This window comes from Candidatus Methanomassiliicoccus intestinalis Issoire-Mx1, from assembly GCF_000404225.1.
Taxonomy (GTDB): domain Archaea; phylum Thermoplasmatota; class Thermoplasmata; order Methanomassiliicoccales; family Methanomassiliicoccaceae; genus Methanomassiliicoccus_A; species Methanomassiliicoccus_A intestinalis.
The window spans coordinates 272,269-294,644 of record NC_021353.1; the positions used below are offsets into that span (position 1 = coordinate 272,269).

Sequence of the window (22,376 nt, forward strand, 5' to 3'; positions counted from 1 at the left end):
ATATGTGGAAAGTCTTGGGTGTTGAAACTCCTATTATCGCTGCAGGAGATGTTTGGATATCTAGAATGTCTGAACTCTCTTCTAGAAAAAAAGACGCTCCTAAATTCAGGGAATTGCTATCTAAAGCAAACATTCGTTATTATTTTGACACCATCAGAGAAGTTCATGTTTTTTATGTCAGATTTCCATCGGATGTAGAAATGTCTGACTTGGAATTTTTCAGAGACTTTATTGTTAAATTAGAGAAAAGCTCAAAAATTCCTGTTGTTGAGTATGAAGGTGAATCTCAGACTCACACGACTATTATTTCTTCTGATGAAGAGCAGGATGATCACGTTGGAAGAAACAATTGGTGGGAATTGGGAGAAGATGAAGTACGTAAGTATGCTTTCTGATACTTACGCACATTTTGTCTTTTTAACAATGACACAGCAAAGCATCTAATTTTTCCAGTCCCAGGTCTGGTTCAGAATTCTGAATGGAGACCCATTCTTTAATTTTTGATGCTGCCCTCCCCGAGGCAACTATAGATTTTGCGCGTTCAAAACCAGATTCTATATCTTTCACACGATCGCTGACATATAGTATTGCAGCCGCGTTTAAACACACAATGTCTTCTCTGTCTCTGCTTTCCTTTCCTTCCAACAATCGTAAGAATCTTATCGATTCATTAGATCTTTCACTTGCAAGGATATCATTTTCATTATCGCATCTAATATCCAGGGAACTCGGATCAATTGTATATTCTGTGATGGTGCCGTCTGATTTCATCTCTGCAACAAATGTAAGACCAGATGTTGATATCTCATCCATTCCGCATTTGCCATTACTGTTCTTCCCATGAAACACCATTGCCTTTTTGAATCCAATCTCTTTCATTGTTTCTAATGTTGGCATTATCATCTTTTCATTGTAAACTCCTCTGACTCCAATCGTTGGAGATGCTGGATTAGCTAGTGACGCTGCGATGTTCAAAATAGTTCCAAAACGAATTTGACTTAATATTCTTCCGAGGGCGCATGGATGGACTTTGGACGACATTCCGTTAAACATCCCGATATTTGCATCTTCTATTGATTTTTTTACAATGCTGGCATCGCATTCAACATCAATGCCTATTGATTCAAGCAGATCTATTGTTCCACATTTCGAGGTGATTGCCCGTGCCCCATGTTTTGCCATCGGGACGCCGTCAGCAGCTGCAATTATTGATGCGGCTGTTGAGATATTAAAAGTTTTAAAACTGTCCATTCCAGTCCCGCAGTTTTCTACAACAGGAACACTTATTTTTGGAGAAACTTTTACTGTATCCAGATCAAAGATGACTTCCCAGCCCCCTGCAATTTCCTGTGGTGTAGCACCTTTGGCTGTTATGGCTGCTAAGAAAGCTCCCTGCTGAAGATCCGGTTGTTCATTCATAAGGATCTGTCTGAACATTTCTCTGGATTCTTCTCTGCTTAAATTATTTTTATTGATTAGTAAATCTATATTTTTGCCAAAGGCTCTCAACTTGTCATCCATATAAGCACCTCAAAACTCATTGACCACACATTTCAAAACTCTGCTATTTTCAACAGCATCTATTCCTTTGTTTAAATCATCCAGACTTACTCTTTTTTGAATAAATTTCTTTACGTCAATTAACTCAGAAGATATCATTTCAAGAGCATGTGTGTCGCTGCTGCTTGTGCACCCATATGCTCCTACTATTGAAAGTTCATGATAATGTATCAGATTCATATCCAATGTTCTTTCCGGTTCTTTAGAATTTAATCCAGAAAAAATACAAATTCTGCCACCTTGAGCCGCCATGCTGAGAAGATTTGAATCGATAGCTGCCTTGGGAGTAGTCAGCATGATCACGTCTGCTCCTCTTCCTGATGTGACCTCCATGACATTGTTATACAGATCAGCATCTGGATCAAAAACTGCAGTTGCATTGATGTTTTTTCTTTCTGGAGATGGTTCTACAACTATGGACTGGCATCCTTTTCCTATTGAAGACTCTGAACACAGCTGTCCCATGGTGCCCGCTCCGAATATCAGTACGCTCTCTCCGGCTTTCAATGAGCAGCGTTCTTGTGCATGAATGCAGCATGCCAAAGGTTCTGTCAGAGCTGCTTCTTCTGATGAAACATTGTCCGGGATGACATTAACTCCATTTCTGATTACATTTCCTTCAGGCACTGCAAGATATTCTGCAAAACCTCCATCGAAATTAAATCCGATTATTCCTTGATTTTTGCACATATTGTCCATGCCTTTTGAGCAGGCAACACACTCTCCGCAAGCTATGCCGGGCCATACTTGTACTCGGTCTCCAACAGAATATTTTCCGCTTTTATCTTCTGTAATTGTACCTGCTACTTCATGGCCAAGAATTCTTGGATACACAAGATCTCTCTGACCTTTTCTGAGCATTTTAACGTCTGTCGGACATATCGCACATGCATCCATTTTGACTAATATACCACCGTCTGGACATTGTGGTTTTGTGACCTCGCTTATGCAAAGTTCATTTGGGGATTTTAATAGTGCGGCTTTCATTGTTTTCACCTTGTTGGATGCATAATCCGAGAGTTTACTCACGGCTTAAATATAAAACCATTTCCTTGATGTTTATCTGATGGATTATACCTCCCATCTGTGAGATGGATGAAACAATTCTTATATAATCTAAATTGAATGTAAAATAAAAATTATTTAGAAAGATATGTAAGTGCTAATCCGCACTTAACTATGCCATGCTTCAACAATCGAAATGAAATTTTTGAAAATATCCGATCCGTGCTCTGTATTTTCAACTTCTGGGTGAAATTGAACTCCATACAAAGGTTTGTCTTTTACCTTAATCGCCTCTACGGCACAGTTTTCGGTGTGTGCAAGTATGTCTATTTCTTTTGGGATATTAGTTACTTCATCATTGTGACTTTCCCACACTGTAAACGATCTCGGGAGATTAAAAAACAACTCGTTATCTTTATCAATTACTAATGTAGCTTGTCCGAATTCTGGAATTTCTGCTGGGCGCAGATCGGCTCCTAAGTGATTGCACATAAATTGAAATCCTGCACATATTCCCAGTATGGGGATATTCAAAGAATCAATATACTCTGAATTTAATCCCATCTTATCTGATTCCACAGAAACATGAGGAGATCCACCAGACAACACTAAAGCGTCTACGTCTAAATCTTTGGGTGGAGTGTTGTTTGGAATTATTTTTGTCTCTATACCAAGATACTTTAATACACGCCATTCGCGGTGAGTCCACTGACCACCATTGTCCACTACGTAGACACGCATAAAAATCATAATCATTTTTGTGTATTTAATTAATCCGAGTAACGTTCTACAATGTTCGTTGTATGCATCATCTAGATAAAACCAAAACTGAAATAAAACGGTGATTTGGTCAATTGACTTACAAACTGTATTGGTCTGTGGGCACAAGGCTCATTTCTGCTTGGCAAATCCAAGTGCATGATGAGCTGTTGTTTTAGTCGCTCGTTTTACAGCATCAAAAATAAAATTGTAAAATGCGCCATATATGTATGACGCATTAGTTTAATCATTCCCACTCAATCGTTGCAACTGGTTTAGGAGTTAGGTCATACAACACTCTGTTGACACCCGAAACTTCATTTACAATTCTTGCAGTAATTTTCTGTAACAGTGCAAATTCTAATGGTTCTACAGTTGCTGTCATGGCATCTATAGTATTGACAGCACGGATTATTACCGGGTATTCAAAACTGCGGGAATTATTGCGTACACCTACTGACTTAAAGTTCGGTACGACTGTGAAATACTGCCATACTTTTCCTTCTAAGCCTGCCTTTGAAAATTCTTCACGCAGAATCGCATCAGACTCTCTTACTGCTTCAAGACGGTCTTTAGTTATTGCACCAAGGCAGCGCACTCCAAGACCCGGACCTGGAAACGGCTGGCGATACACCATACTGTCTGGGAGGCCAAGCTCTACACCGCATGCACGAACTTCGTCTTTGAATAACATTTTCAGCGGTTCTACCAGTTCAAACTTGAGATCATCTGGTAAGCCGCCGACATTATGATGTGCTTTTACGGCTTTTGAGGTTTTGGTGCCGCTTTCAATTATATCTGGATAAATCGTTCCCTGTGCTAAAAACTCAATTCCATTAAGCTTTCTGGCTTCTTCTTCAAAAACTCTGATGAATTCTGCACCAATGATTTTGCGTTTCTTTTCTGGATCAGACACTCCTTCTAATTTGCTCAGAAATCTTTCAGATGCGTCTATGTATACAAGATTAGCTTTCATCTGTTTTTGGAAGACTTCTACAACCTGTTCCGGTTCTCCCTTGCGTAACAATCCATGATTGACATGAATGCAAGTCAGCTGATTTCCAACTGCTTTAATCAGCAGGGCAGCTACAACCGAAGAATCCACCCCGCCCGACAGTGCCAGCAGCACCTTCTTGTTCCCAACCTGTCGTTTGATAAGCTCAACCTGATCGGAAATGAAATTTTCCATGTTCCAGTTTGCTGAAGCTTTGCATTGTTCAAATATAAAATCTGAAAGCATCTTTCTGTATTCAGATGCCTCAGCAGGCCACTGGGGGCTTCCTTCATAGTCTATGCTGAGTATGGGAAGATTGCTTTTGAAGACTGCTTCTGAAGCTTTAATTTCTATGCCGTCAACAACTCTATTCGGTCCCCCGTTCAAAATGATGCCTTTAACATTTGATAATGCGGCAAGCTGTTGTTCAGTAATATCATGTGGATGAATTTCACTATACACTCCGAGTGAGCGAATTTCTCTTGCGATTGTTGTATTATTTTCACTGCCTAGATCTAAGATCAGAATCATGTCTTGCTTCATGTTTACCCTCTTTTCATTCCCATTCAATAGTTGCTGGAGGCTTATTGGTAATATCATAAACTACGCGATTGATATTCTGCTTCATTTCTCTCGTAATGCGCATTGAGATCTTGTCTAGAACCTCATACGGTATTCGGGAGTATGCAGCGCTCATTCCATCTATGGATTCAACCGCACGGATAGCAATTGTTTTTCCATATGCTCTATTATCGCCCTGAACTCCCACTGATTGGCATGGGAGGAGAACAGCAAAGTACTGCCAGGGTCTGACCATTTTTCCTTCAAGAGATGCTTTTTCCAACTCTTCTTCTACTATGGCGCAGGCATCTCTGACGATTGCAGCATTTTCACGATTTGCTTCGCCTATCACTCTGATTGCAAGCGCCGGTCCAGGAAACGGCTGTCTTTCAGACACTTTTATATTTAATGCTCTGGCAACTTCACGAACTTCATCTTTGTATAAGTCATACATTGGTTCTACAATTTTCAACTTCATATCTTGTGGTAGTCCGCCCACATTGTGATGACTTTTTATGGTATCTCTCACGCCGTCCCCGCTTTCTATCCAGTCTGGCGCGATTGTACCTTGGACTAAATATTCTGCATTGAACTCTTTAGCACTTCGTTCAAAAATTCTTATGAATTTTTCACCGATTATCTTTCTCTTCTTCTCTGGATCTAATACTCCTTGGAGTGCCTTATAGAACTCTTCGCTTGCATCGATAATCTGAAAATTGACATTAAGATCTGTGAGCATTTTTTGGACTTCTTCATCTTCTCCTTTACGCATGAATCCATTGTTCACATAGATTGTAAGGAGACGATCTCCTATTGCGCGGGATACAAGAACTGCGGCTACAGTACTATCCACACCGCCGGAGCATGCAATGATCGCATTTCCTTGAATTTCCTGTTTCAGACTTTCAATTGTTTCATTTATAAATGCATCAGCATTGAACATTTCTTGATACCTCTTCAGAATCTTTTGCCACATCTTCTGCCATTTTGCTGCGGTGTTCTGCAAGTTTTGCCTGAATCTCATCATCCTTTACAGCTAAGATTTCAGCAGCCAGAAGGGCGGCATTATCTCCCCTGTCAAGTCCCACGCAGGCTACAGGTATTCCTCCAGGCATCTGAACGATAGATAAAATTGAATCTAAATTTAATTTTCCGCTGACCGGTACGCCTATGACCGGTTTCAAAGTTGCCGCAGCAACTACTCCTGGCAGTGCAGCTGACAGCCCTGCAACCGCGATAAACACTTCAGCACCGCTGTTTTTTGCCAGATCTGCAACACGTTCTGGTGTACGGTGCGCTGATGCTACTGCAACATCATATTCAATATCAAACGATTTCAAAATTTTAGTTGCCTTTTCTGCAACCGGCAAGTCGCTCTTGCTTCCTAATATAATAAGAACGCGGGGCATGATTGGCACAACCCCTTGCAAATTAAAAAGATTGTGGGAAGTGGTTTGAAATCTCTTAGGATTTCATTATTGCTAAAAGGAACACTCCTATAGCAATCAGGGCACCAATCACAGCAGCAATGATGTTAATGAATGCCACCCATATGATATCCACCATGTTGATGTTCAATATGTCTGGATAGAGATAATCCATTCCTCCCCAGATTAAACCAATGAGGATACCAACAACTAACAATACTATTCCAATAATCCTGCTTTTGCCGCTTCCAAAGTAGGCTGTGAATATGCCTGCTAGAATAAGGAAGAGTCCTAACGTCAAAAGCATTACAGTGAGAAATCCAATCGCATCCATTATGATCACCACAATTTCAGAAGTTGATACATGTAAGAGTCTTAGTGTCGATCACTCCCGGAATAGGCCTTATTCTATCAACCACAACCTGTCCTAGGAGGTTGAAATCCGGAGCTTCAATCTTTGTCAGTAGGTCATATTCCCCAAAGAGAGGATAAAGCTCTGTAGCTTCCTCTACTTTCAGGAGTTCATCATACACTTCATGTTCCTTAGATGGAGCCGTGCTGATCAGTACAAATCCCACTGCCAATTTTTCACCCTTCGTTTCCCTATACAGTATGTACTATACTTAAAGTTTTTAATGCTCTATACATTTGGATATATCTAATCTTCTCAATATTCGATTATCTTTTCATCAAATCTAGTATCTCAGCAGATTTTTTCTCCACTGCGTCCCATGAAGGTATATTTGATACTGCGCCATTGGACTGAAGAATAAATGAAGCAGCTGCATTTCCGCACGCGGCCGATTCTTCCAGGCTCTTCTTTCTGTAAATTCCGGCGTAGAAGCCTCCTCTGAATGCATCTCCGGCTCCAGTGGGATCAATCACCTTGGTTTTTACAGCAGGTATGCGGATAGTTTCTTTCTTCGTATAGATGACAGTGCCTTCAGAACCTCTGGTGTTTACGATCATATCCACAATGTCCAGCAGATCTTCTGCTGTTTTAAGTTCCGTATATCTGAGAGCAGTCTTCAGTTCATTCTCATTGCAGAAAAAAGTGCCGGCATACGGCAGTGCTTCGTTGAATTTCTCTGCATTCCAGACATTATGAATTTCCTGAGCTGGATCTAAGGCGATTCTTTTGCTGCCGTCTAAAGCGTGCATTGCTTTAAGATAATACACAGGGCTTCCAGTTCCAAAATGTATCATTTCTGAATTTTTTGCAGAGTTTAACTTCACCGGAAACCTTTCCATATCCTTCATCGGACCTTGGTAGACATAAGCGATCTGGTTCTGTTTTTTGTCAGAGACTACCATGACAGTAGGACTTTCGTAGTCGTCCATCACTTCAACATCGCTCATATCTATTTTCTTTGATTCCAAAAACGATCTGAATTCTCTTGGAAAATCAGATCCGACATATGCACAGAGTGCAGTCGGCACTCCCAATGAGGATGATATCGCTGCCAGATTGGATCCGGTGCCTCCGAAATATCTTTTGATCTCTGTTATGTTTATGGAGGTATTCGGCTCTGGAAGTTTTTCAAGCGAAACGATCTGATCGAGACAAATGTGTCCGTAAACACACAGGAAAGGGCTCATGTGCCCTCCTGCCAGCCTTCAAGATATGTTTTCTGTTCATTGGTGAGGCTGTCTATCTGAATTCCCAGCGTCTTAAGTTTAATTTCTGCTACTGACCGGTCTATATCTGTTGGTACGTTATGCACTCCAGCTTCCATGGATGCATAATTTTTGACAAGATGCTCTATTGATAATGCCTGAATTGAGAAACTCATATCCATAATCTCAACCGGGTGACCTTGTCCGGCAGACAAATTCATCAAACGACCGTCAGCAATCAGATAAACTTTCTTTCCATCTGAGAAGTTATACTGATCGACAAATTCCCTGACTTTGACAGGTTGACCACTAATCTTTGACAACACGTCTTTTCTTATTTCATTGTCAAAGTGGCCTGAATTTCCCATTACGCAGCCATCCTTCATGACTTTGAAGTGTTCCTCGCGGATGATGTCTTTGTTGCCTGTGGCTGTGATAATTATATCTGCAGTCTTAACAGCTTCAATCATCGGCTTTACTTCAAATCCATCCATTCTTGCTTCTATTGCCCGTATGGGATCAATTTCGGTAACTGTAACATTGGCGCCAAGACCTTTGGCACGCATAGCAATGCCTCTGCCGCACCACCCATAACCAGCCACCACAAGTCTCTTTCCGGCAACCAGCAGATTGGTAGCATTCATAAAACCGTCAAATGTAGATTGTCCAGTTCCGTAACGGTTGTCGAACATGAACTTCATATGAGCATCATTAACAGAAATCACAGGGAATTCCAACTTCCCTGCATTGGCCATTGATCTGAGACGGACAACTCCCGTTGTAGTTTCTTCATTTCCGCCTTTGACATTTTTCAGGACATCCCTTCTGGATGTGTGAAGCATTGTTATCAGATCTGCTCCGTCATCTATGACGAAGTCTGGCTTCAAGTCAAGAACAGCATTAAGATTCTTGTAATATTCTTCGTTGTCCTCTCCTTTTTTAGCGTAAGTTTCTAAGTTGAAATGATCTCTGAGAGCAACTGATACCGAATCGTCTGTGGACAAAGGATTGCAGCTGGCAAGTCTAATTTCAGCTCCTGCTTCTGCAAGTGTCAGGGCCAGCATTCCTGTTTTAGCCTCGACATGCAGAGCCATGCCGATTTTCAGCCCCTTCAACGCCTGTTCATCCACCATGCGCTTTCTGATATCAGCCAGAACGGGCATGTGATCCTTTGCCCACTCTAGTCTTCTGACTCCCTTTTCTAACAGTTCATTCATTGAATCCTAGTTTGAATTGGGTAAGATGGTTTAAATAGATTCTGATGGTTAGAAAATCTGCTGTTGAGTCAAATTATCTTTTATGCAGTTTACAGACTCATTCAGATTAGATCTGTTATCGAATGCAGAGATGATCTCTCTTCTTCTTTTTTGATCATCTTTCAGGTCTTTAACCGCCTGTCTTATATTAGGCACTGCGCGGGTTATTTCATCAACTGCTGTTGCATCCGACTCTACTGATGTGCGGGAAAGCGGATTAAGGTCTATTGCAAGGACTGTTTTTCCTGCAATCTTCAGAGCCTTTGCACGGTCGCCGTCTTCCAGGGGAATGAGGACGACATCTGCCGAATATATTCCTTCTCTGCAGCATCTAGCTCTGTCTGAGGCTATGTTCTCCAGGACCGCATTCTGATTTCTTCCTAAAATCTCAAAATTTCCGAATGTTTCCAGATATGAAACCAATTTTTCCAACCTCTCTGAGCTCCAGTGAAATATATTAACTTCCACCTTGGCACCAACTTCAGATGCCAGTTTCAAGAGTTCTTCAGCACACAATGCCGCTGCATTTCCATTGATTGTGATCACTGGATTTTGCGCTTCCAAAAGGTATGCAGCAATTGCTTCTTCAGCATGTTTAGCTGCCGGTGTGGTTTTTTCACCGATCAAATAATCAAAAGCTTCTCCTCTGCCATGAGCAATCAGACCGGTTCTTGCTACGATTCCCTGATCGGAAAGTTTAGACATCTTTTCTCTGATTACCAGAGACTTATACCGCGGGTGGTCCGGAGAAATATCCATGGTTGATGATATGTGCACTATTCAAAAATATTTTCATTAAAAAGTCTAAAAAATTAACGGATGAAGATGTGGCCTTTTTAGGCCTTCTTCATTATTTTCATCCATCCGCCGCTCTCGAAAATAGCCAATCCTCTTGCGTTGAGGGTCTTTTCAAAATCATCCCACTGGATGATGTCTAAGCGGTCGTTGGATCCCTTTGTAAATTGAATGCCATCAGTCCCCTTAACCCTGCCCGGTTTGAGACCTTTCTTTTTTGCAATTTCTTTAGCTTTTGAAACACTGATCTGCTCCATCACCAAATTTATCCCTCCATTCCTGGCTGTATGCCAGTTGGTAATATAGTTGCAAAGTATATAATATTTGCTGATAAATCTGACTAGGCCAGCAGGTCTTAACACCTACTATTTTGGGTATCATGGGATTTCAATTATTAATATCTTCATCATATTTTCAGCTTTGACTTGTATAAAAATTTGCTTAACCTTTTGAGAATTTTTTTAAATATTAAATAGCCAGATGCTGAACTTCAGTATTGTTTATCTATATCTCTATATATAATCTGTGTATTGAAATTAATTATTTCTTGCCAAATCTTTGTGGCAGATCACTCATAAATTATTAATCCCCCTTGATTCCACTATTTTCCAAGTCATGTCGCTGTTTGGATCATCGGGGATCAGGGGAGTAGTGGGAACCAGCTTTACTCCTGATTTAGCGGTTAAGATTGGAAATTCAGTGGGAAGTTCTTATGGGGAGATCATTCACGGGCGGGATCCCAGAACCAGTGGGATTATGTTTCTGCATTCACTCGTTGCTGGAGAGACTTCAGCCGGTGCAGATTCGTACGATGCCGGAATGATACCCACTCCGACTTTGGCCAAAGCATCCGAAGAATTTCAGTGTGGAGTGATGATCACAGCATCCCACAACCCCCCTGAGTACAATGGGATCAAGCTGTGGAATGCCGACGGTTCGGCTTTCGACACAGATCAGATGGATGACATAGAACAGAAAATCTCATCCGAATGGAAAACAAAACCCTGGAACAAAGTGGGAAAATTTCATACCTGGGAAGGAGCGGTGGATAAGCATATTGAATGCATCTGCAGGTCGCTGGGCGGTTCTTCGGCTGATGTTGTGGTAGACTGCGGATGCGGTGCTACTTCAGTAGTCAGTCCTCTGGCTTTAAGAACTCTGGGATGCAGCGTAGTTTCCATAAATTCACAGCCAGATGGTTATTTTCCAGGCAGATCTTCTGAGCCAACCGAGGATCAGCTGCAGGATCTTAGAAATTTAGTTATTAGAAATAATGCCGATCTGGGAATAGCACATGACGGTGACGGGGACCGGATGGTTGCTTTGGATGAGCATGGCAGCTTCATCAGCGGAGACCGGTTGGTAATCTTATTTGCATCTTGGCTTGGAGTAAATTCCATTGCGGTGCCGGTAGACGCATCCATGGTGATCGATGATCTTGTGAGAAATGTTACCCGGTGCAGGGTGGGAGATGTCTATATCTCAGAGATTCTTAAGAAGGACGGCATCGAATTTGGAGGAGAGCCTTCAGGAACGTATATATTTCCTAAAGAATTCTATTGTCCAGACGGCATATTCGCCGGTGCTCTTCTCTCTCAGATAGCTTCCGAAAGAAACCTTTCCGAATATCTTGCAGAGCTGCCAGTTTATCCAGTATCCCGAAGTTCTTCGTATTTTAAAACATCACTCAGAAACAGTGTCTCCAGCAGACTTAAGGAAGAAATGGAATCGCTGGATTGCGAGAGGCTGATAACCATTGACGGCTACAGAGCTGAATTTTCTGACGGATGGTTCATTATCAGACTGTCGGGAACTGAGCCGAAACTCAGGGTTGTGGCGGAGTCAAGGGATGAAGATGAAATGAAGCGTCTTAAAAAAGCTGCAGACAAGATTGTAGCGAGGTGCACATCTTGAAAGCGCTAATACTGGCCGCAGGGCTTGGAAACAGACTAAAGCCGTTAACATCAAACACTCCCAAACCTCTTCTTTTCGTTGGCGGAAAACCTTTCTTATCTCATACGATCAGCGCCCTCAAAGAAAATGAAATCACAGATGTCTGCATTTTAACCGGCTGGAAGTCCATGAAAATAAGAGACTTCTACGGCAACGGCTCTGATCTGGGGGTTAATCTTACCTACATCGAACAGAAGGATCTGAAGGGAACAGCAAGTGCGGTTCTCTGCTCTGAAGATTATATGAGCGAGCCGTTTGTCTGTATCAACGGGGACGTATTGGCATCGAAAGAAAATCTGTCGAGATTGATCAGCCGGTATAATGATACCAAACACGATGTCATGGGCATCATAGAAGTTCCAGACGCGTCATCATTCGGTTCAGTTTCAGAAAAAGACGGTATTTTGTTAGACATTAAAGAAAAATCAGATGAACCCCTTTCAAATTTCATTAATTCTGGACTGTTTGTTTTTACCCCCGATATCTTTGAGTTTCTTCATCAGACCCCGCTGTCCTGCAGAGGGGAGTTTGAAATTACAGACACAATCATGAGGGCTGGTGAAGAAAAGCAGGTCCATGTTGTACATCTGTCTGATGTGTGGGTAGACATAGGAACACCGCAGGATCTTCTGGATGCCAACAGTCTGCTGATGTCTTCGATGGCACCATGCATCGAGGGCATAGTCGAACCAGGGGCAGTCATCAAAGGAGATGTTGTAATTGAAAAAGGAGCGCTGGTGCGTTCAGGTTCATACCTCGAAGGTCCAATTTATATTTCATCTGGCTGCGATATCGGGCCAAACTGCTATCTGAGGCCGTATACCTGTTTAGCGCAGGATGTCCGAATAGGTGCTGCAGTAGAGGTGAAAAACTCGATAATAATGGCTGGCACACACATTCCTCATCATAACTATGTCGGAGACAGCATAATCGGTGAAAACTGCAACCTGGGATCTGGAACAAAAATCGCCAATCTTAGATTTGACGGGAAAAACGTCAAGCTTCATTTTGAAGACTCATGTGTAGACTCGCAACGCCGTAAAATGGGTGCAGTGATTGGAGATTCGGTAAGCACTGGCATAAATTCAATGATAAATGCTGGATCAATCATATTTGAAAATACGATTATCGGGCCAGGAGCATTTGTCTCCGGCAGGATTGCTCCCGGGAGCCGTATTTTGTGATTTATATATCAACGATCTCCAGTTTTATTTCATTTCCGTCTTTATCGTACGATCTCCAGCTTGTAATGTCGTAAGGCATGCAGGTTATGATATGGACCTTTCCGAAGCTGCCAAAAAGATGAAGATCTTCGTCAGATGGTCTGTTTGAATATCCCGGATGCGAGTGCACCGTGCCGGCCAGGCTGAAATCAATGGGCAGCATATGCAGAGGTACTGTAGCTGAAGTAAAGCTTCCTATGCTGCCTGGCAGAAATACCAGCTCCGTCAGAACTCCGTTTTCCTCTCTCATGGCTGATGCGAATTCGTTGGGCGAAGATGCTTTAGCGGACTCGTTAAATGATTCAATTAGTCCAACATCTATCGCCCAGATTCGTTTCCTGTTCATGGAAAACACATAATCTTTTCGTGCATGCGGCCGTAGAATGTACTTCCAAACGATACGAACTTAGCTGTCGACTCGGCTCTGGAAAACATCGTGAGTTCATCGCCTTCCATATCTTTTTCCTGCTGGCCGTCAATTACGCACACACATGGTTTTGGTTTGTACACTTCAACTCTTACATGACTGTCAAGAGGCACGATTATCGGTCTGGCAGCAAATTTGAACGGTGCCATCGGGGCAATTGTTATTGCATTCACCCGCGGGTCAACGATTGGACACCCGACAGCCATCGCATAGCAGGTGGATCCGGTGGGAGTTGCAACAATGATTCCGTCAGCTCTGACATCCATTGCCAGCACATCATCGACATACACATTGAAATGCCGTATCTTGGCAACATTTGCAGTATGGACCACAGCTTCATTCATGGCATCATACATTCTTTCCCCGTTTACTTCGGCCTTGAGTTTAGCACGCTCGTCAATCATGTAGTTGCCTTCAAGAAGACGTTTCAGGCCGTATTCAATCTCATTTTCTGGTATTTCAGTAAGAAATCCCAGCACTCCGGCGTTTATTCCGAAAATAGGGGACTCAGTTCTCTGTAGAGAACGGAGAATAGTGCCGTCTCCACCAACTGTGATCAAAACATCGATGTCCATGTCTTCTATCGGCTTGCCTTCTTTTCCAAACAGTTTTGCAATACCTGACTCCAGAACGACATCCTCATCTTTCAGCAAATTGTAAACCCGGCGTCCCACTCTGATCGCATCGGGTATCTCAGAATTAGCAGTAAGTCCTAATTTCAAAGTAATATCTCCTTTACTTTTTCATCATTGTATGCTATAAAACCGCTCCTCATATCAAGATCAAACGGCATGTCCAGTATTTTATCATTTAAATCTACGATTTCTCCGCCAGCTTCCCTCAATATGAGAGCGCTCGCCGCAATGTCTACTACGCGGATATTCTTCGAGTACTGATTTGTGTTGTAGTAATGAGCATCGAAATATCCGTTTGCTACCATGCACATTTCCACAGATGCACATCCAAGTGATCTTATCGGTGCACATTTAACGACTTTGTCAAAAGTGTCCTGCGGTACATGGTGTCCTACATAGCATAACAGTGAAGGAAACGTAGTGTTGAATTCTTTGACGTGAATTGGTTTGTTGTTTAGTCTAGATCCTTCTCCTTTTTCTGCGGTGTACACATCGCCTGTTACCAGATTTTTAACAACAGCCTGAGTGATGCCCTGCAGTGAGTTTTTTCCTACTGCCAGGGATACTGTGTAAAAAGGAAGACCGAGTGTAGCATTATGGGTTCCATCGACAGGATCTACAACCAGAGTTTCTGAGTATCCTCTGTCGATATAGCCAGCTTCTTCACTCAAAATATTGACTTTCAGATCTAGGTCGTCTACAGCATTAAGTATTGCATCTTCTGCAGTTTTATCTATTGCGGATGTTGGAGACCCGTCCGCACCCATGTAAAGAGTTTTTCCACGATCGAACTCTTCTGGGAGATTATTAACCGCTCTCCAGACTCTATGTGCGATCTCATCTAGTGCTTTAAGCATCAATAGACGCAATGCATCCATGGCATAAATATCAAATGTAGCGGGAAAGCGATATATCGATAGTTAGACAACGTAACTGCTATGATGAACGAATATGAGGTAGACACAGTTCAAGAGCGGGAGCAATACAAGATTCAGATAAAACTGCCAGGAGTAGATGCAGGGGACATAGCCCTGGAAGCTACGGATGCAGGTTTCTGCATATCAATCGGAGACAATTCCCAGTGTTTCATACTTTCTCATTCAGTGGATGTAGACAATTCAAGGGCAGCATTTGACGGGGAGACACTGTATCTTGAGATGCCGATCAAGTTTCCCATCCACGGCAAGCGTCTAAACATATCAAGCGGCTGTCTGGATATGGGTGAAGGCAAGCACAGCTGTGTATGAGTTTATTTATCCTCAATCGGCATCTTCTCTCCAATGATGCGCGAGAGCAGCTTCGGCGGAGTCTTTGAAGACGGGGACAAGATATATACGGTTAATTCTACGCCTGGCAGGAAAGTCTACGGTGAAAAACTGATCGACTGCGGCGGTGTGGAGTATAGAGAGTGGGTGCCGAATCGCAGTAAACTCGCGGCATATTTCATGAAGGGAGGATCTTTTTTCCCATTTCATGATGATTCCAAAGTTCTCTACTTAGGCGCGGCTTCCGGGACGACTTCCAGCCACATTGCAGATATTGTTGTGAAAGGGACGGTATCCTGCGTAGAATTCTCGCCAAGATCATTCAGGGACTTAGTCTCAGTCTGCGAATCCAGAACCAATATGATCCCGATTCTAGCAGACGCTACAAGGCCTGAGGAATATTCTTTTGTTGTATCATCCCCAGACATTGTTTATCAGGACATAGCCCAGAAAGGGCAGGCGGCAATATTCATTAAGAATTTCAAAGCGTTTTCTGCAAAGTCTGGAATGCTGGTTATTAAATCCCGGTCGGAGGATGTTTCAAAAGACCCTAGGAAAATCTACGCGGCTGCATGCGATGAGCTGACTGCCGCCGGTTTAAAGGTAGTTGAATTACAGACCCTGGATCCATTTGAAAAGGATCACGCAATGATTGGTGTGGAATTACTTTGAAGACAACATTTGGCATCGCTGTCAGAGATGGAAAGTTTCTCATGGTTTACAATCCAAAGCGCAGCGGCTGGGAGATGCCAGGCGGCAAAGTTGAGACCGGAGAGAGTTTTGAAGAAGGAGTAATCCGCGAGTTCAAAGAAGAATCAGGACTAACTTTCATCCCGGTAGTTTCACGGCAGGTAGATGCTGAATGCGTGATGTTTGCCGGAAGAGTTGAGCAGTATGAAGGCAAAGGTGAAATGATTTGGAAAGAATTCTCCTCTCTGCCTCCAGACTTGGCCTTTCCAAAATGTGAATATGAAGAACAGATTGCATGGGCCGCAGCCGCGCTGGGTGACGAATAAGGATAGTTTCACCATTTAACTCTCAAAATACTAGATCTGCGTTCGAATCTCTTAAATATCTGATCTATAATGGATCATCTCTATCGCCACCAAACTTTAATGATTCATAATTCGGAGGATTAATATGGCACGTATGCACGCCAGAAGAAGGGGAAAATCAGGATCAAGCCGTCCAATGATCAGCGAGAATCCAGAATGGGTTCCCCTCAGTAAAAGTGAAGTTGAAGAGACAATTGTAAAATTGGGAAAAGATGGTGTACTTTCCGCACGTATCGGACTCATCATGAGAGATCAGTACGCAGTACCTGATGTAAAATTAGCAACAGGCAAGACTGTTACACAAATTCTCAAAGAAAATGATCTTGCACCTAATCTCCCAGATGATTTGGTGGCACTAATGCGTACAGCGATCAACCTGCAGGTTCACCTGAATGCAAACAAGAAAGATGTTGCAAACAAAAGGGGTATGCAGATTACTGAGTCAAAGATCAGACGCTTAGTCAAATATTACAAGCACACTGGCGTACTTCCAGCAGAATGGCAGTATTCTATCGCCGATGCTGAATTACTCATTGAGTGAGGGAAATGGACCAGGGTGTCCAAATACCCCCCAAACTCCTTTCATCTATTTTTCTTGCTAAAGAGGAGATTGACAAGGCTTCAAACATCCGTGTCATTTCACACTATGATGCCGATGGCATATCCTCTGCAGCTATACTTTGTGCTTTATTGAATCGGGCTGGGAAAACATTCCAGATCTCTATGATTAAAGGTCTTACCGATGAAATTGTAGCCGACTCTGACGATTCAGACCTTTTGATATTATCTGATATGGGATCATCCAATCTAGATGCCTTGGAAAAACTGAACTGCAGAGTAGTCGTGTTGGATCATCATAAACCCCTGAGAGATTCTGAGAAAGTGGTTCATGTGAATCCACATCTTTCAGACATTGACGGGATGACTTCAGCCTGCGGAGCTTCTATATGCATGCTGCTTGCCGTCAATACTGATGAAAAGAACTGGGATCTTTTACCGATTGCTTTTGGAGGCATCGCAGGAGATCGGCAGACCATCAAAGGTCTGAGCGGAGTCAACATCTGGTTATTCGAAGAAGGGCTGAAGCGCGGCATAATCGAGGCTGTTCCCGGGTCATTGGTGCCCTCAGGAAATCTGGTAGATGCCATCACCTCATCCACAGAACCTTATCTTATTGGACTCAGCGGTGACAAAGATGCGGTTAGGACGTTCCTGATCGATGCAGGACTTCCAATAAACTCTGACTATGCATCTCTGAATGATGAAATGAAAATGAAACTCTCTTCTCTGATTGCATTGAAGCTTATCTCACAGGGAACTCCCTTGGAGACTATGGAAGAGGTTGTCCGGGACAGATACTACTTCAAGTCTGTGGACATGGAAGCGGAGATGATGTCTTCACTGCTGAACGCCTGCGGCAGAACCGGTCAAGAAGGGATGGGCGTATCGTTGGCATTGGGAGACAAGTCTGCAATGGCTTCTGCCATGGAACTCAGAAACGAATATGGTTCTGAGTTACTTTCATCATTAAATGATCTGTCTCAGAATGGAATAACGAAACTCAACAATATTCAGTATTTCTACAATACTAAGTCTGGATTGTCTGGGATCTTATGCGGCATAACAATGCAGTACTTCGGAGATGCAGACAAAGCTACGCTTGCTCTGTCCGAATCAGATGATAAGACTAAGATGAAAATCTCTTCCAGAGGTACCTTTCCTCTGCTGGATCTCGGAGTAGATCTGGCAGAAGCCCTGCGTGAAACTTCTGCTCAGGTAAACGGTTTCGGCGGAGGCCACCGTATTGCTGCAGGTGCAACAATTCCCATCGGGGAAGATAAGAAATTCTTAGAACTCTTGGATGTAAAAATCGGAGAGCAGAAAAAAGCTAAAAGTGAAGAGACTACCTCCAAGTAACTGTAACCTCATCAGTTCTGAAACGCTGGTTGACTATCGTATCCGCGATGCTCATTTCGACACCGGACTGATACATAAGCATGCCTGTCCATGCGATCATCGCCCCGTTGTCAGTGCAGAGTTTCGGTTCAGGCACAAACATCTTTGCTCCTCTTTCTGAAGCCATCTTCTCAACCATTTCTCTGATGCGTTTGTTTCTCACAACTCCGCCGCCGAGGAGAACCTCGTCTTTTTCTATATGTGCCATTGCGCGCTCTGTGACTTCGCTGAGCATTGCAAAACATGTTTCCTGTACTGAAAAACAAATGTCCTCAAGACGTTCGCCTTTGCTGCGATGTGCTAAGGCAGCAGTCATTATCCCGGAAAAAGACATGTCCATGCCTTTTACTGAATACGGCAGATCAAGCAGCTTGTCACCATCCAGTGCCAGCTGTTCCACCTTAGGGCCGGCATAGTATCCAAGGCCCAATTCTCTTCCCAGTTTGTCAAACATGTTTCCTATTCCGATATCTAATGTTTCTCCGAAAATCCTGTATTTGCCGTTGGTGAATGATATGACCTGTGTATTTCCTCCGGAAGCGTACAGCAAAACTGGATCACGGGCTTCTGTCTTTGCAACACCGATCTCAAGATGAGAGATGCAGTGATTGACGCCGATTATCGGTTTATTGAGAGTTACAGAAAGCGCTCTGGCAGCCGTAGCAGCCGTTCTCAGACATGGTCCCAGTCCTGGTCCCTGAGAAAAACATACAACATCTATGTCTTTGAAGGAGATGCCTGCAGTTTCAACAGCTTTTGTTATGAGTCCTGGAACTACTGTGGCATGATGATTTGCAGCTTCTCTCGGATGTATTCCTCCCTGAGCCGCGCGGTACATATCCACTTCATTGGCCAGTACATTTGCGTTCTCATCTACAATTCCTACGCCGCATGTATGGGCTGTTCCTTCTATTCCAAGACAGATCATCAGTTCTCAATCCTTTCTAGAATTAATGCAGGACAGGATATTGATCGCACCTTCCACCACTTCTTCGTCTGCTACCAGAATTGGAAGGTTCTTCTCTAAAATCTCATAATATGCAGCTTCTGCCAGTCCATCAGTTGTAGTCATATCTATAATTCTAATTTTCACATCTTCCGGAATCCTTTTTTTGATATAATCACATTTTTGGCAGTCGGGTTTTGTGAACAGGATCAAATCAGACATCTTCACCGCATCACCAGACGAATGAATAAACTTTGTGTCTTTATCTCAGAAACAGCCTCTGGAAACCAGTTATGAATCGATTGCAATCGAAAAAGATATAGATAAGAAGAGTATATTGGCGGTTTAGATCAGGGCTCATGGTCTAGCGGTTATGACGTCTCCTTGACATGGAGAAGATCGCCAGTTCAAATCTGGCTGAGCCCACTCTTTTATACATCCGTCGTGGTTTTTACGGCAGAATATTCATGGTCTGAGCGTAAGCGCTGTTCTTATCCGTCAACTAATCTGAAAAAACATAAATACCGCACTGTTTATCTGTCAGGCAGTCAATCAGAATGCTGGTGCTGATACAACAAGTATCGGATGTGATCAATTGAGCGATACACAATGGTTCATAATCTTCTGTATGCTGGTGGGTCCGATCTGGGCTATTATTTTTTCATACATACTGTAAGGAACGCTCATCCGTTATTCTTATCAAAAATGCGAACTTACGCAGAATGCCTGTTTAGTCCATACTTTTAATTATTTTGTAAATAATTCATCATTCGTTATAATATACACATTTTCAGCATCCACATCAGAGTTAATTATATGATGTTCGATGACCTCATGGAATACAACATGTCTCAGAATGAAGTTAAGATATCCTTAATCCAAATGAAAATGGTGAAAGATGTCTCATCTAATCTCAAGAAAGCTGTATCTATGATACATGAGGCTGCAAACGGCGGCGCTGAAATAGTATGCCTGCCAGAACTGTTTTCTACACAATATTTTCCTCAATATGACTTATCAGACAACGCTCTGAGATGTAACATTCCTCATGATGCGGTTCCGGGAGAGATATGCAGTGTTTTATCTTCCGCAGCATTAGATAATAACATTATCCTTATCGGAGGTTCTCTTTTTGAGAAATGCAATGATCATTTTTTCAATACCTCTGTTACATTTAATTCTGATGGGAAATTATTAGGAAAGTACCGCAAAACCCACATCCCCCATGACGAAAAATTCTATGAACAAAGCTATTTTGAAAAAGGCGACACAGGGTTTAATGTCATGAAAACCAGCAAAGGAAACATTGGCACATTGATCTGCTATGATCAATGGTTTCCAGAGGCTGCAAGGTGTAATGCACTCTTGGGTGCTGATATGATATTCTATCCGACTGCTATAGGCACTGCTGATGGAATAGAGCAGGCTGAAGGAGACTGGCAGGCCGCTTGGGAAAATGTGATGAGGGGCCATGCCATCGCCAATGGCATCATTGTTGCTGCATGCAACCGTGTCGGCACTGAGGATTCAATGACTTTCTGGGGTGGCAGTTTTATCATAGATGCTTTTGGCAAAACATTAGTCAGAGCATCATCTGAGGAAGAGATAGTCTCTGCATCTGTGGACTTAAACCACGGGTATAATGTCAGAGAAGGATGGAGGTTTTTTTACAACCGGCGTCCCGAATGTTATAATTTAATTTGTAAGGAGTAATTAAATGACAGAAGATCCAAAATCCTGTAATTATCATATGCCGGCTGAGTGGGAAGAACATGAAGCTACATGGCTCTCTTGGCCGAAGAACCCCTTGACTTTTCCGGAAGAGATAATTGAATCTGTAGAGAAAACATACAGTTTAATGGTAGAGGCTCTGAGCCCGGGAGAAGTTGTAAAGATTCTGGTTGACAATGCTGAAATGGAAGAACGCGCCCGCAGCATTATTGAAAAAACCAGTGCGAATTTAGATAATGTTCAGTTTTTTCAGATTCAGAGTTCTGATGTCTGGATAAGAGATTATGGTCCAACATTTATTATAAATGACAAAGGAAAAAAAGCTGCAATAAAATGGGACTTTAATGCATGGGGCGCAAAATACGACGATCTCATGTATGACAACATTACCGGAGAGAATGTAGTCCAGACAACTAATGTAAAGATATTCAGACCAGGCATTGTACTGGAAGGCGGATCTATTGACGTCAATGGCAAAGGCGTAGTTTTAACCACCGAGCAGTGTCTGTTAAACCCCAACAGGAATCCGCACTTGAAAAAAGAGGATATTGAGCAGTATCTCTGCAGGTACCTCGGCGTGGATAAAGTCGTCTGGCTTAAATCTGGGATTGATGGAGACGACACCGACGGCCATGTGGACGACTTTGCTCGTTTTGTTAATGATCATACAATATTATGCTCATATGCAGAGGGAGACTCATTAGATTCGCAGGTCTTAAAAACCAACTTTGAAATTCTAAAGTCACAAGGGATTTTCGAGGTTATTGCACTGCCTATGCCTACTCCCATTCCGCTTGATGAGGAAGACAGAAACCTGCCGGCAAGTTATGCTAATTTCTACATAGGAAACAAGGCCGTGCTAGTTCCTTCGTTTGACGATCCTGCCGATTCTGCGGCTGCAGAAATAATCGGAAAGTATTTTCCTAACCGTGAGGTAATTTCAATTCCGGCTAAGGATGTAGTCTACGGTTACGGAGGATTTCACTGCATTACGCAGCAGGAACCTAAGAACCGAGAATAATTATTTTGTGATATTCACTTAATAATTCTTCTCTGGCTCTCCTCTTTTTTTATAATTATCAAATCTGCGAAATGATCAATGTCCAGGCTGTGTTTTATAATAATATATTTTATTGTATATATTATGGGTAAATTGACTACATCTTCACGATAATTTAATATATGCGCAAAGCAACTTTTTCTATCAAAGA

At 42.6% G+C, this 22,376-nt stretch carries 26 protein-coding genes, 1 tRNA gene and 2 pseudogenes; 11 read left to right on the forward strand and 18 right to left on the reverse strand.

The window, feature by feature from the left end; all coding sequences use genetic code 11:
* Positions 1-2: 2 nt before the first annotated feature.
* Complete coding sequence (locus H729_RS01210; protein WP_020448180.1) at positions 3-395, forward strand: hypothetical protein; 393 nt, start codon at positions 3-5, stop codon at positions 393-395.
* Between the two features lie 22 nt (positions 396-417).
* Here the strand turns inward: H729_RS01210 and trpD are convergent, their stop codons facing one another.
* The 13 genes and pseudogenes from trpD to H729_RS01270 all read right to left on the reverse strand — a co-directional run bounded on the left by trpD (position 418) and on the right by H729_RS01270 (position 10,231).
* Complete coding sequence (gene trpD, locus H729_RS01215) at positions 418-1,521, reverse strand: anthranilate phosphoribosyltransferase (protein ID WP_020448181.1); 1,104 nt, start codon at positions 1,519-1,521, stop codon at positions 418-420.
* A gap of 9 nt (positions 1,522-1,530) precedes the next feature.
* On the reverse strand, positions 1,531-2,547 hold the full coding sequence (locus H729_RS01220; protein ID WP_020448182.1) for an alcohol dehydrogenase catalytic domain-containing protein: 1,017 nt from the start codon (positions 2,545-2,547) through the stop codon (positions 1,531-1,533).
* Between the two features lie 186 nt (positions 2,548-2,733).
* Positions 2,734-3,306: a GMP synthase subunit A gene (locus H729_RS01225; protein ID WP_020448183.1), complete on the reverse strand. Its 573-nt coding sequence runs from the start codon at positions 3,304-3,306 to the stop codon at positions 2,734-2,736.
* Positions 3,307-3,571: 265 nt separating this feature from the next.
* Positions 3,572-4,561: pseudogene (guaA, locus tag H729_RS01230) on the reverse strand (glutamine-hydrolyzing GMP synthase); the annotation flags it as partial.
* 101 nt (positions 4,562-4,662) lie between these two features.
* Positions 4,663-4,861 (reverse strand): annotated as a pseudogene (locus H729_RS10320) (glutamine amidotransferase-related protein); the annotation flags it as partial.
* 13 nt (positions 4,862-4,874) lie between these two features.
* A complete protein-coding gene (gene guaA, locus H729_RS01235) occupies positions 4,875-5,822 on the reverse strand; it encodes a glutamine-hydrolyzing GMP synthase (RefSeq protein ID WP_020448185.1) in 948 nt (315 codons plus the stop codon).
* Positions 5,809-6,288 carry a 5-(carboxyamino)imidazole ribonucleotide mutase gene (gene purE, locus H729_RS01240; protein ID WP_020448186.1) on the reverse strand — a complete coding sequence of 160 codons (480 nt, stop codon included), beginning with the start codon at positions 6,286-6,288 and terminating at the stop codon, positions 5,809-5,811. The genes guaA (H729_RS01235) and purE overlap by 14 nt, the downstream gene beginning before the upstream one ends.
* A 55-nt stretch (positions 6,289-6,343) precedes the next feature.
* Positions 6,344-6,640 (reverse strand): hypothetical protein, encoded by a 297-nt coding sequence (locus H729_RS01245; RefSeq protein WP_020448187.1) that lies wholly within the window; start codon positions 6,638-6,640, stop codon positions 6,344-6,346.
* Positions 6,641-6,656: 16 nt separating this feature from the next.
* Positions 6,657-6,890: an Lrp/AsnC ligand binding domain-containing protein gene (locus H729_RS01250; RefSeq protein ID WP_020448188.1), complete on the reverse strand. Its 234-nt coding sequence runs from the start codon at positions 6,888-6,890 to the stop codon at positions 6,657-6,659.
* 94 nt (positions 6,891-6,984) lie between these two features.
* Positions 6,985-7,905: a carbohydrate kinase family protein gene (locus tag H729_RS01255; RefSeq protein ID WP_020448189.1), complete on the reverse strand. Its 921-nt coding sequence runs from the start codon at positions 7,903-7,905 to the stop codon at positions 6,985-6,987.
* Complete coding sequence (locus tag H729_RS01260) at positions 7,902-9,140, reverse strand: adenosylhomocysteinase (protein WP_020448190.1); 1,239 nt, start codon at positions 9,138-9,140, stop codon at positions 7,902-7,904. The genes H729_RS01255 and H729_RS01260 overlap by 4 nt, the downstream gene beginning before the upstream one ends.
* Before the next feature lie 48 nt (positions 9,141-9,188).
* On the reverse strand, positions 9,189-9,938 hold the full coding sequence (locus tag H729_RS01265; RefSeq protein ID WP_020448191.1) for a phosphopantothenate/pantothenate synthetase: 750 nt from the start codon (positions 9,936-9,938) through the stop codon (positions 9,189-9,191).
* Between the two features lie 77 nt (positions 9,939-10,015).
* Positions 10,016-10,231: a hypothetical protein gene (locus H729_RS01270; protein WP_020448192.1), complete on the reverse strand. Its 216-nt coding sequence runs from the start codon at positions 10,229-10,231 to the stop codon at positions 10,016-10,018.
* A 358-nt stretch (positions 10,232-10,589) separates the two neighbouring features.
* On the opposite strand from H729_RS01270, the gene glmM reads away from it, so the two are divergent.
* Both glmM and glmU read left to right on the forward strand, forming a co-directional pair.
* Positions 10,590-11,888 (forward strand): phosphoglucosamine mutase, encoded by a 1,299-nt coding sequence (glmM, locus tag H729_RS01275; protein ID WP_048133783.1) that lies wholly within the window; start codon positions 10,590-10,592, stop codon positions 11,886-11,888.
* Positions 11,876-13,111 (forward strand): bifunctional sugar-1-phosphate nucleotidylyltransferase/acetyltransferase, encoded by a 1,236-nt coding sequence (gene glmU / locus H729_RS01280; RefSeq protein WP_236608644.1) that lies wholly within the window; start codon positions 11,876-11,878, stop codon positions 13,109-13,111. Before glmM ends, glmU begins: the two co-directional genes overlap by 13 nt.
* Before the next feature lies 1 nt (position 13,112).
* On the opposite strand, the gene H729_RS01285 is transcribed toward glmU, so the two are convergent.
* From H729_RS01285 to H729_RS01295, 3 genes are read right to left on the reverse strand one after another with little or no spacing between them, the layout of a single operon-like run.
* On the reverse strand, positions 13,113-13,496 hold the full coding sequence (locus H729_RS01285) for a Mov34/MPN/PAD-1 family protein (RefSeq protein ID WP_020448195.1): 384 nt from the start codon (positions 13,494-13,496) through the stop codon (positions 13,113-13,115).
* Entirely contained in the window at positions 13,493-14,299 is an 807-nt protein-coding gene (locus H729_RS01290) for an NAD(+)/NADH kinase (RefSeq protein ID WP_020448196.1), read from the reverse strand. Before H729_RS01290 ends, H729_RS01285 begins: the two co-directional genes overlap by 4 nt.
* On the reverse strand, positions 14,296-15,069 hold the full coding sequence (locus H729_RS01295; RefSeq protein ID WP_187289322.1) for an inositol monophosphatase family protein: 774 nt from the start codon (positions 15,067-15,069) through the stop codon (positions 14,296-14,298). The genes H729_RS01290 and H729_RS01295 overlap by 4 nt, the downstream gene beginning before the upstream one ends.
* A gap of 81 nt (positions 15,070-15,150) precedes the next feature.
* Between H729_RS01295 and H729_RS01300 the strand changes: the two genes are divergently transcribed.
* The 5 genes from H729_RS01300 to H729_RS01320 all read left to right on the forward strand — a co-directional run bounded on the left by H729_RS01300 (position 15,151) and on the right by H729_RS01320 (position 18,449).
* Positions 15,151-15,459, forward strand: a complete 309-nt coding sequence (locus tag H729_RS01300; RefSeq protein WP_020448198.1) for an Hsp20/alpha crystallin family protein — start codon at positions 15,151-15,153, stop codon at positions 15,457-15,459.
* Between the two features lie 33 nt (positions 15,460-15,492).
* The gene (locus tag H729_RS01305) at positions 15,493-16,149 is read left to right on the forward strand and encodes a fibrillarin-like rRNA/tRNA 2'-O-methyltransferase (protein ID WP_020448199.1); all 657 of its coding nucleotides are present in this window, start codon (positions 15,493-15,495) and stop codon (positions 16,147-16,149) included.
* Positions 16,146-16,493 carry an NUDIX domain-containing protein gene (locus tag H729_RS01310; protein WP_020448200.1) on the forward strand — a complete coding sequence of 116 codons (348 nt, stop codon included), beginning with the start codon at positions 16,146-16,148 and terminating at the stop codon, positions 16,491-16,493. Before H729_RS01305 ends, H729_RS01310 begins: the two co-directional genes overlap by 4 nt.
* 124 nt (positions 16,494-16,617) lie before the next feature.
* Positions 16,618-17,073, forward strand: a complete 456-nt coding sequence (locus H729_RS01315; RefSeq protein WP_020448201.1) for a 30S ribosomal protein S15 — start codon at positions 16,618-16,620, stop codon at positions 17,071-17,073.
* A 5-nt stretch (positions 17,074-17,078) separates the two neighbouring features.
* Entirely contained in the window at positions 17,079-18,449 is a 1,371-nt protein-coding gene (locus tag H729_RS01320; protein WP_048134194.1) for a single-stranded-DNA-specific exonuclease RecJ, read from the forward strand.
* Here the strand turns inward: H729_RS01320 and H729_RS01325 are convergent.
* Complete coding sequence (locus tag H729_RS01325) at positions 18,436-19,416, reverse strand: bifunctional N(6)-L-threonylcarbamoyladenine synthase/serine/threonine protein kinase (RefSeq protein WP_020448203.1); 981 nt, start codon at positions 19,414-19,416, stop codon at positions 18,436-18,438. The two genes, H729_RS01320 and H729_RS01325, sit on opposite strands and share 14 nt — an antisense overlap.
* Positions 19,417-19,422: 6 nt before the next feature.
* Positions 19,423-19,656 carry a DEAD/DEAH box helicase family protein gene (locus H729_RS01330; protein ID WP_020448204.1) on the reverse strand — a complete coding sequence of 78 codons (234 nt, stop codon included), beginning with the start codon at positions 19,654-19,656 and terminating at the stop codon, positions 19,423-19,425.
* Between the two features lie 131 nt (positions 19,657-19,787).
* On the opposite strand from H729_RS01330, the gene H729_RS01335 reads away from it, so the two are divergent.
* The 3 genes from H729_RS01335 (at position 19,788) to H729_RS09850 (ending at position 22,186) form a co-directional block, all read left to right on the forward strand.
* Positions 19,788-19,860, forward strand: a tRNA-Val gene (locus tag H729_RS01335).
* 390 nt (positions 19,861-20,250) lie between these two features.
* On the forward strand, positions 20,251-21,147 hold the full coding sequence (locus H729_RS09845) for a nitrilase-related carbon-nitrogen hydrolase (protein WP_102030397.1): 897 nt from the start codon (positions 20,251-20,253) through the stop codon (positions 21,145-21,147).
* A 4-nt stretch (positions 21,148-21,151) separates the two neighbouring features.
* Positions 21,152-22,186, forward strand: a complete 1,035-nt coding sequence (locus tag H729_RS09850) for an agmatine deiminase family protein (protein ID WP_048133787.1) — start codon at positions 21,152-21,154, stop codon at positions 22,184-22,186.
* Positions 22,187-22,376 lie beyond the last annotated feature (190 nt).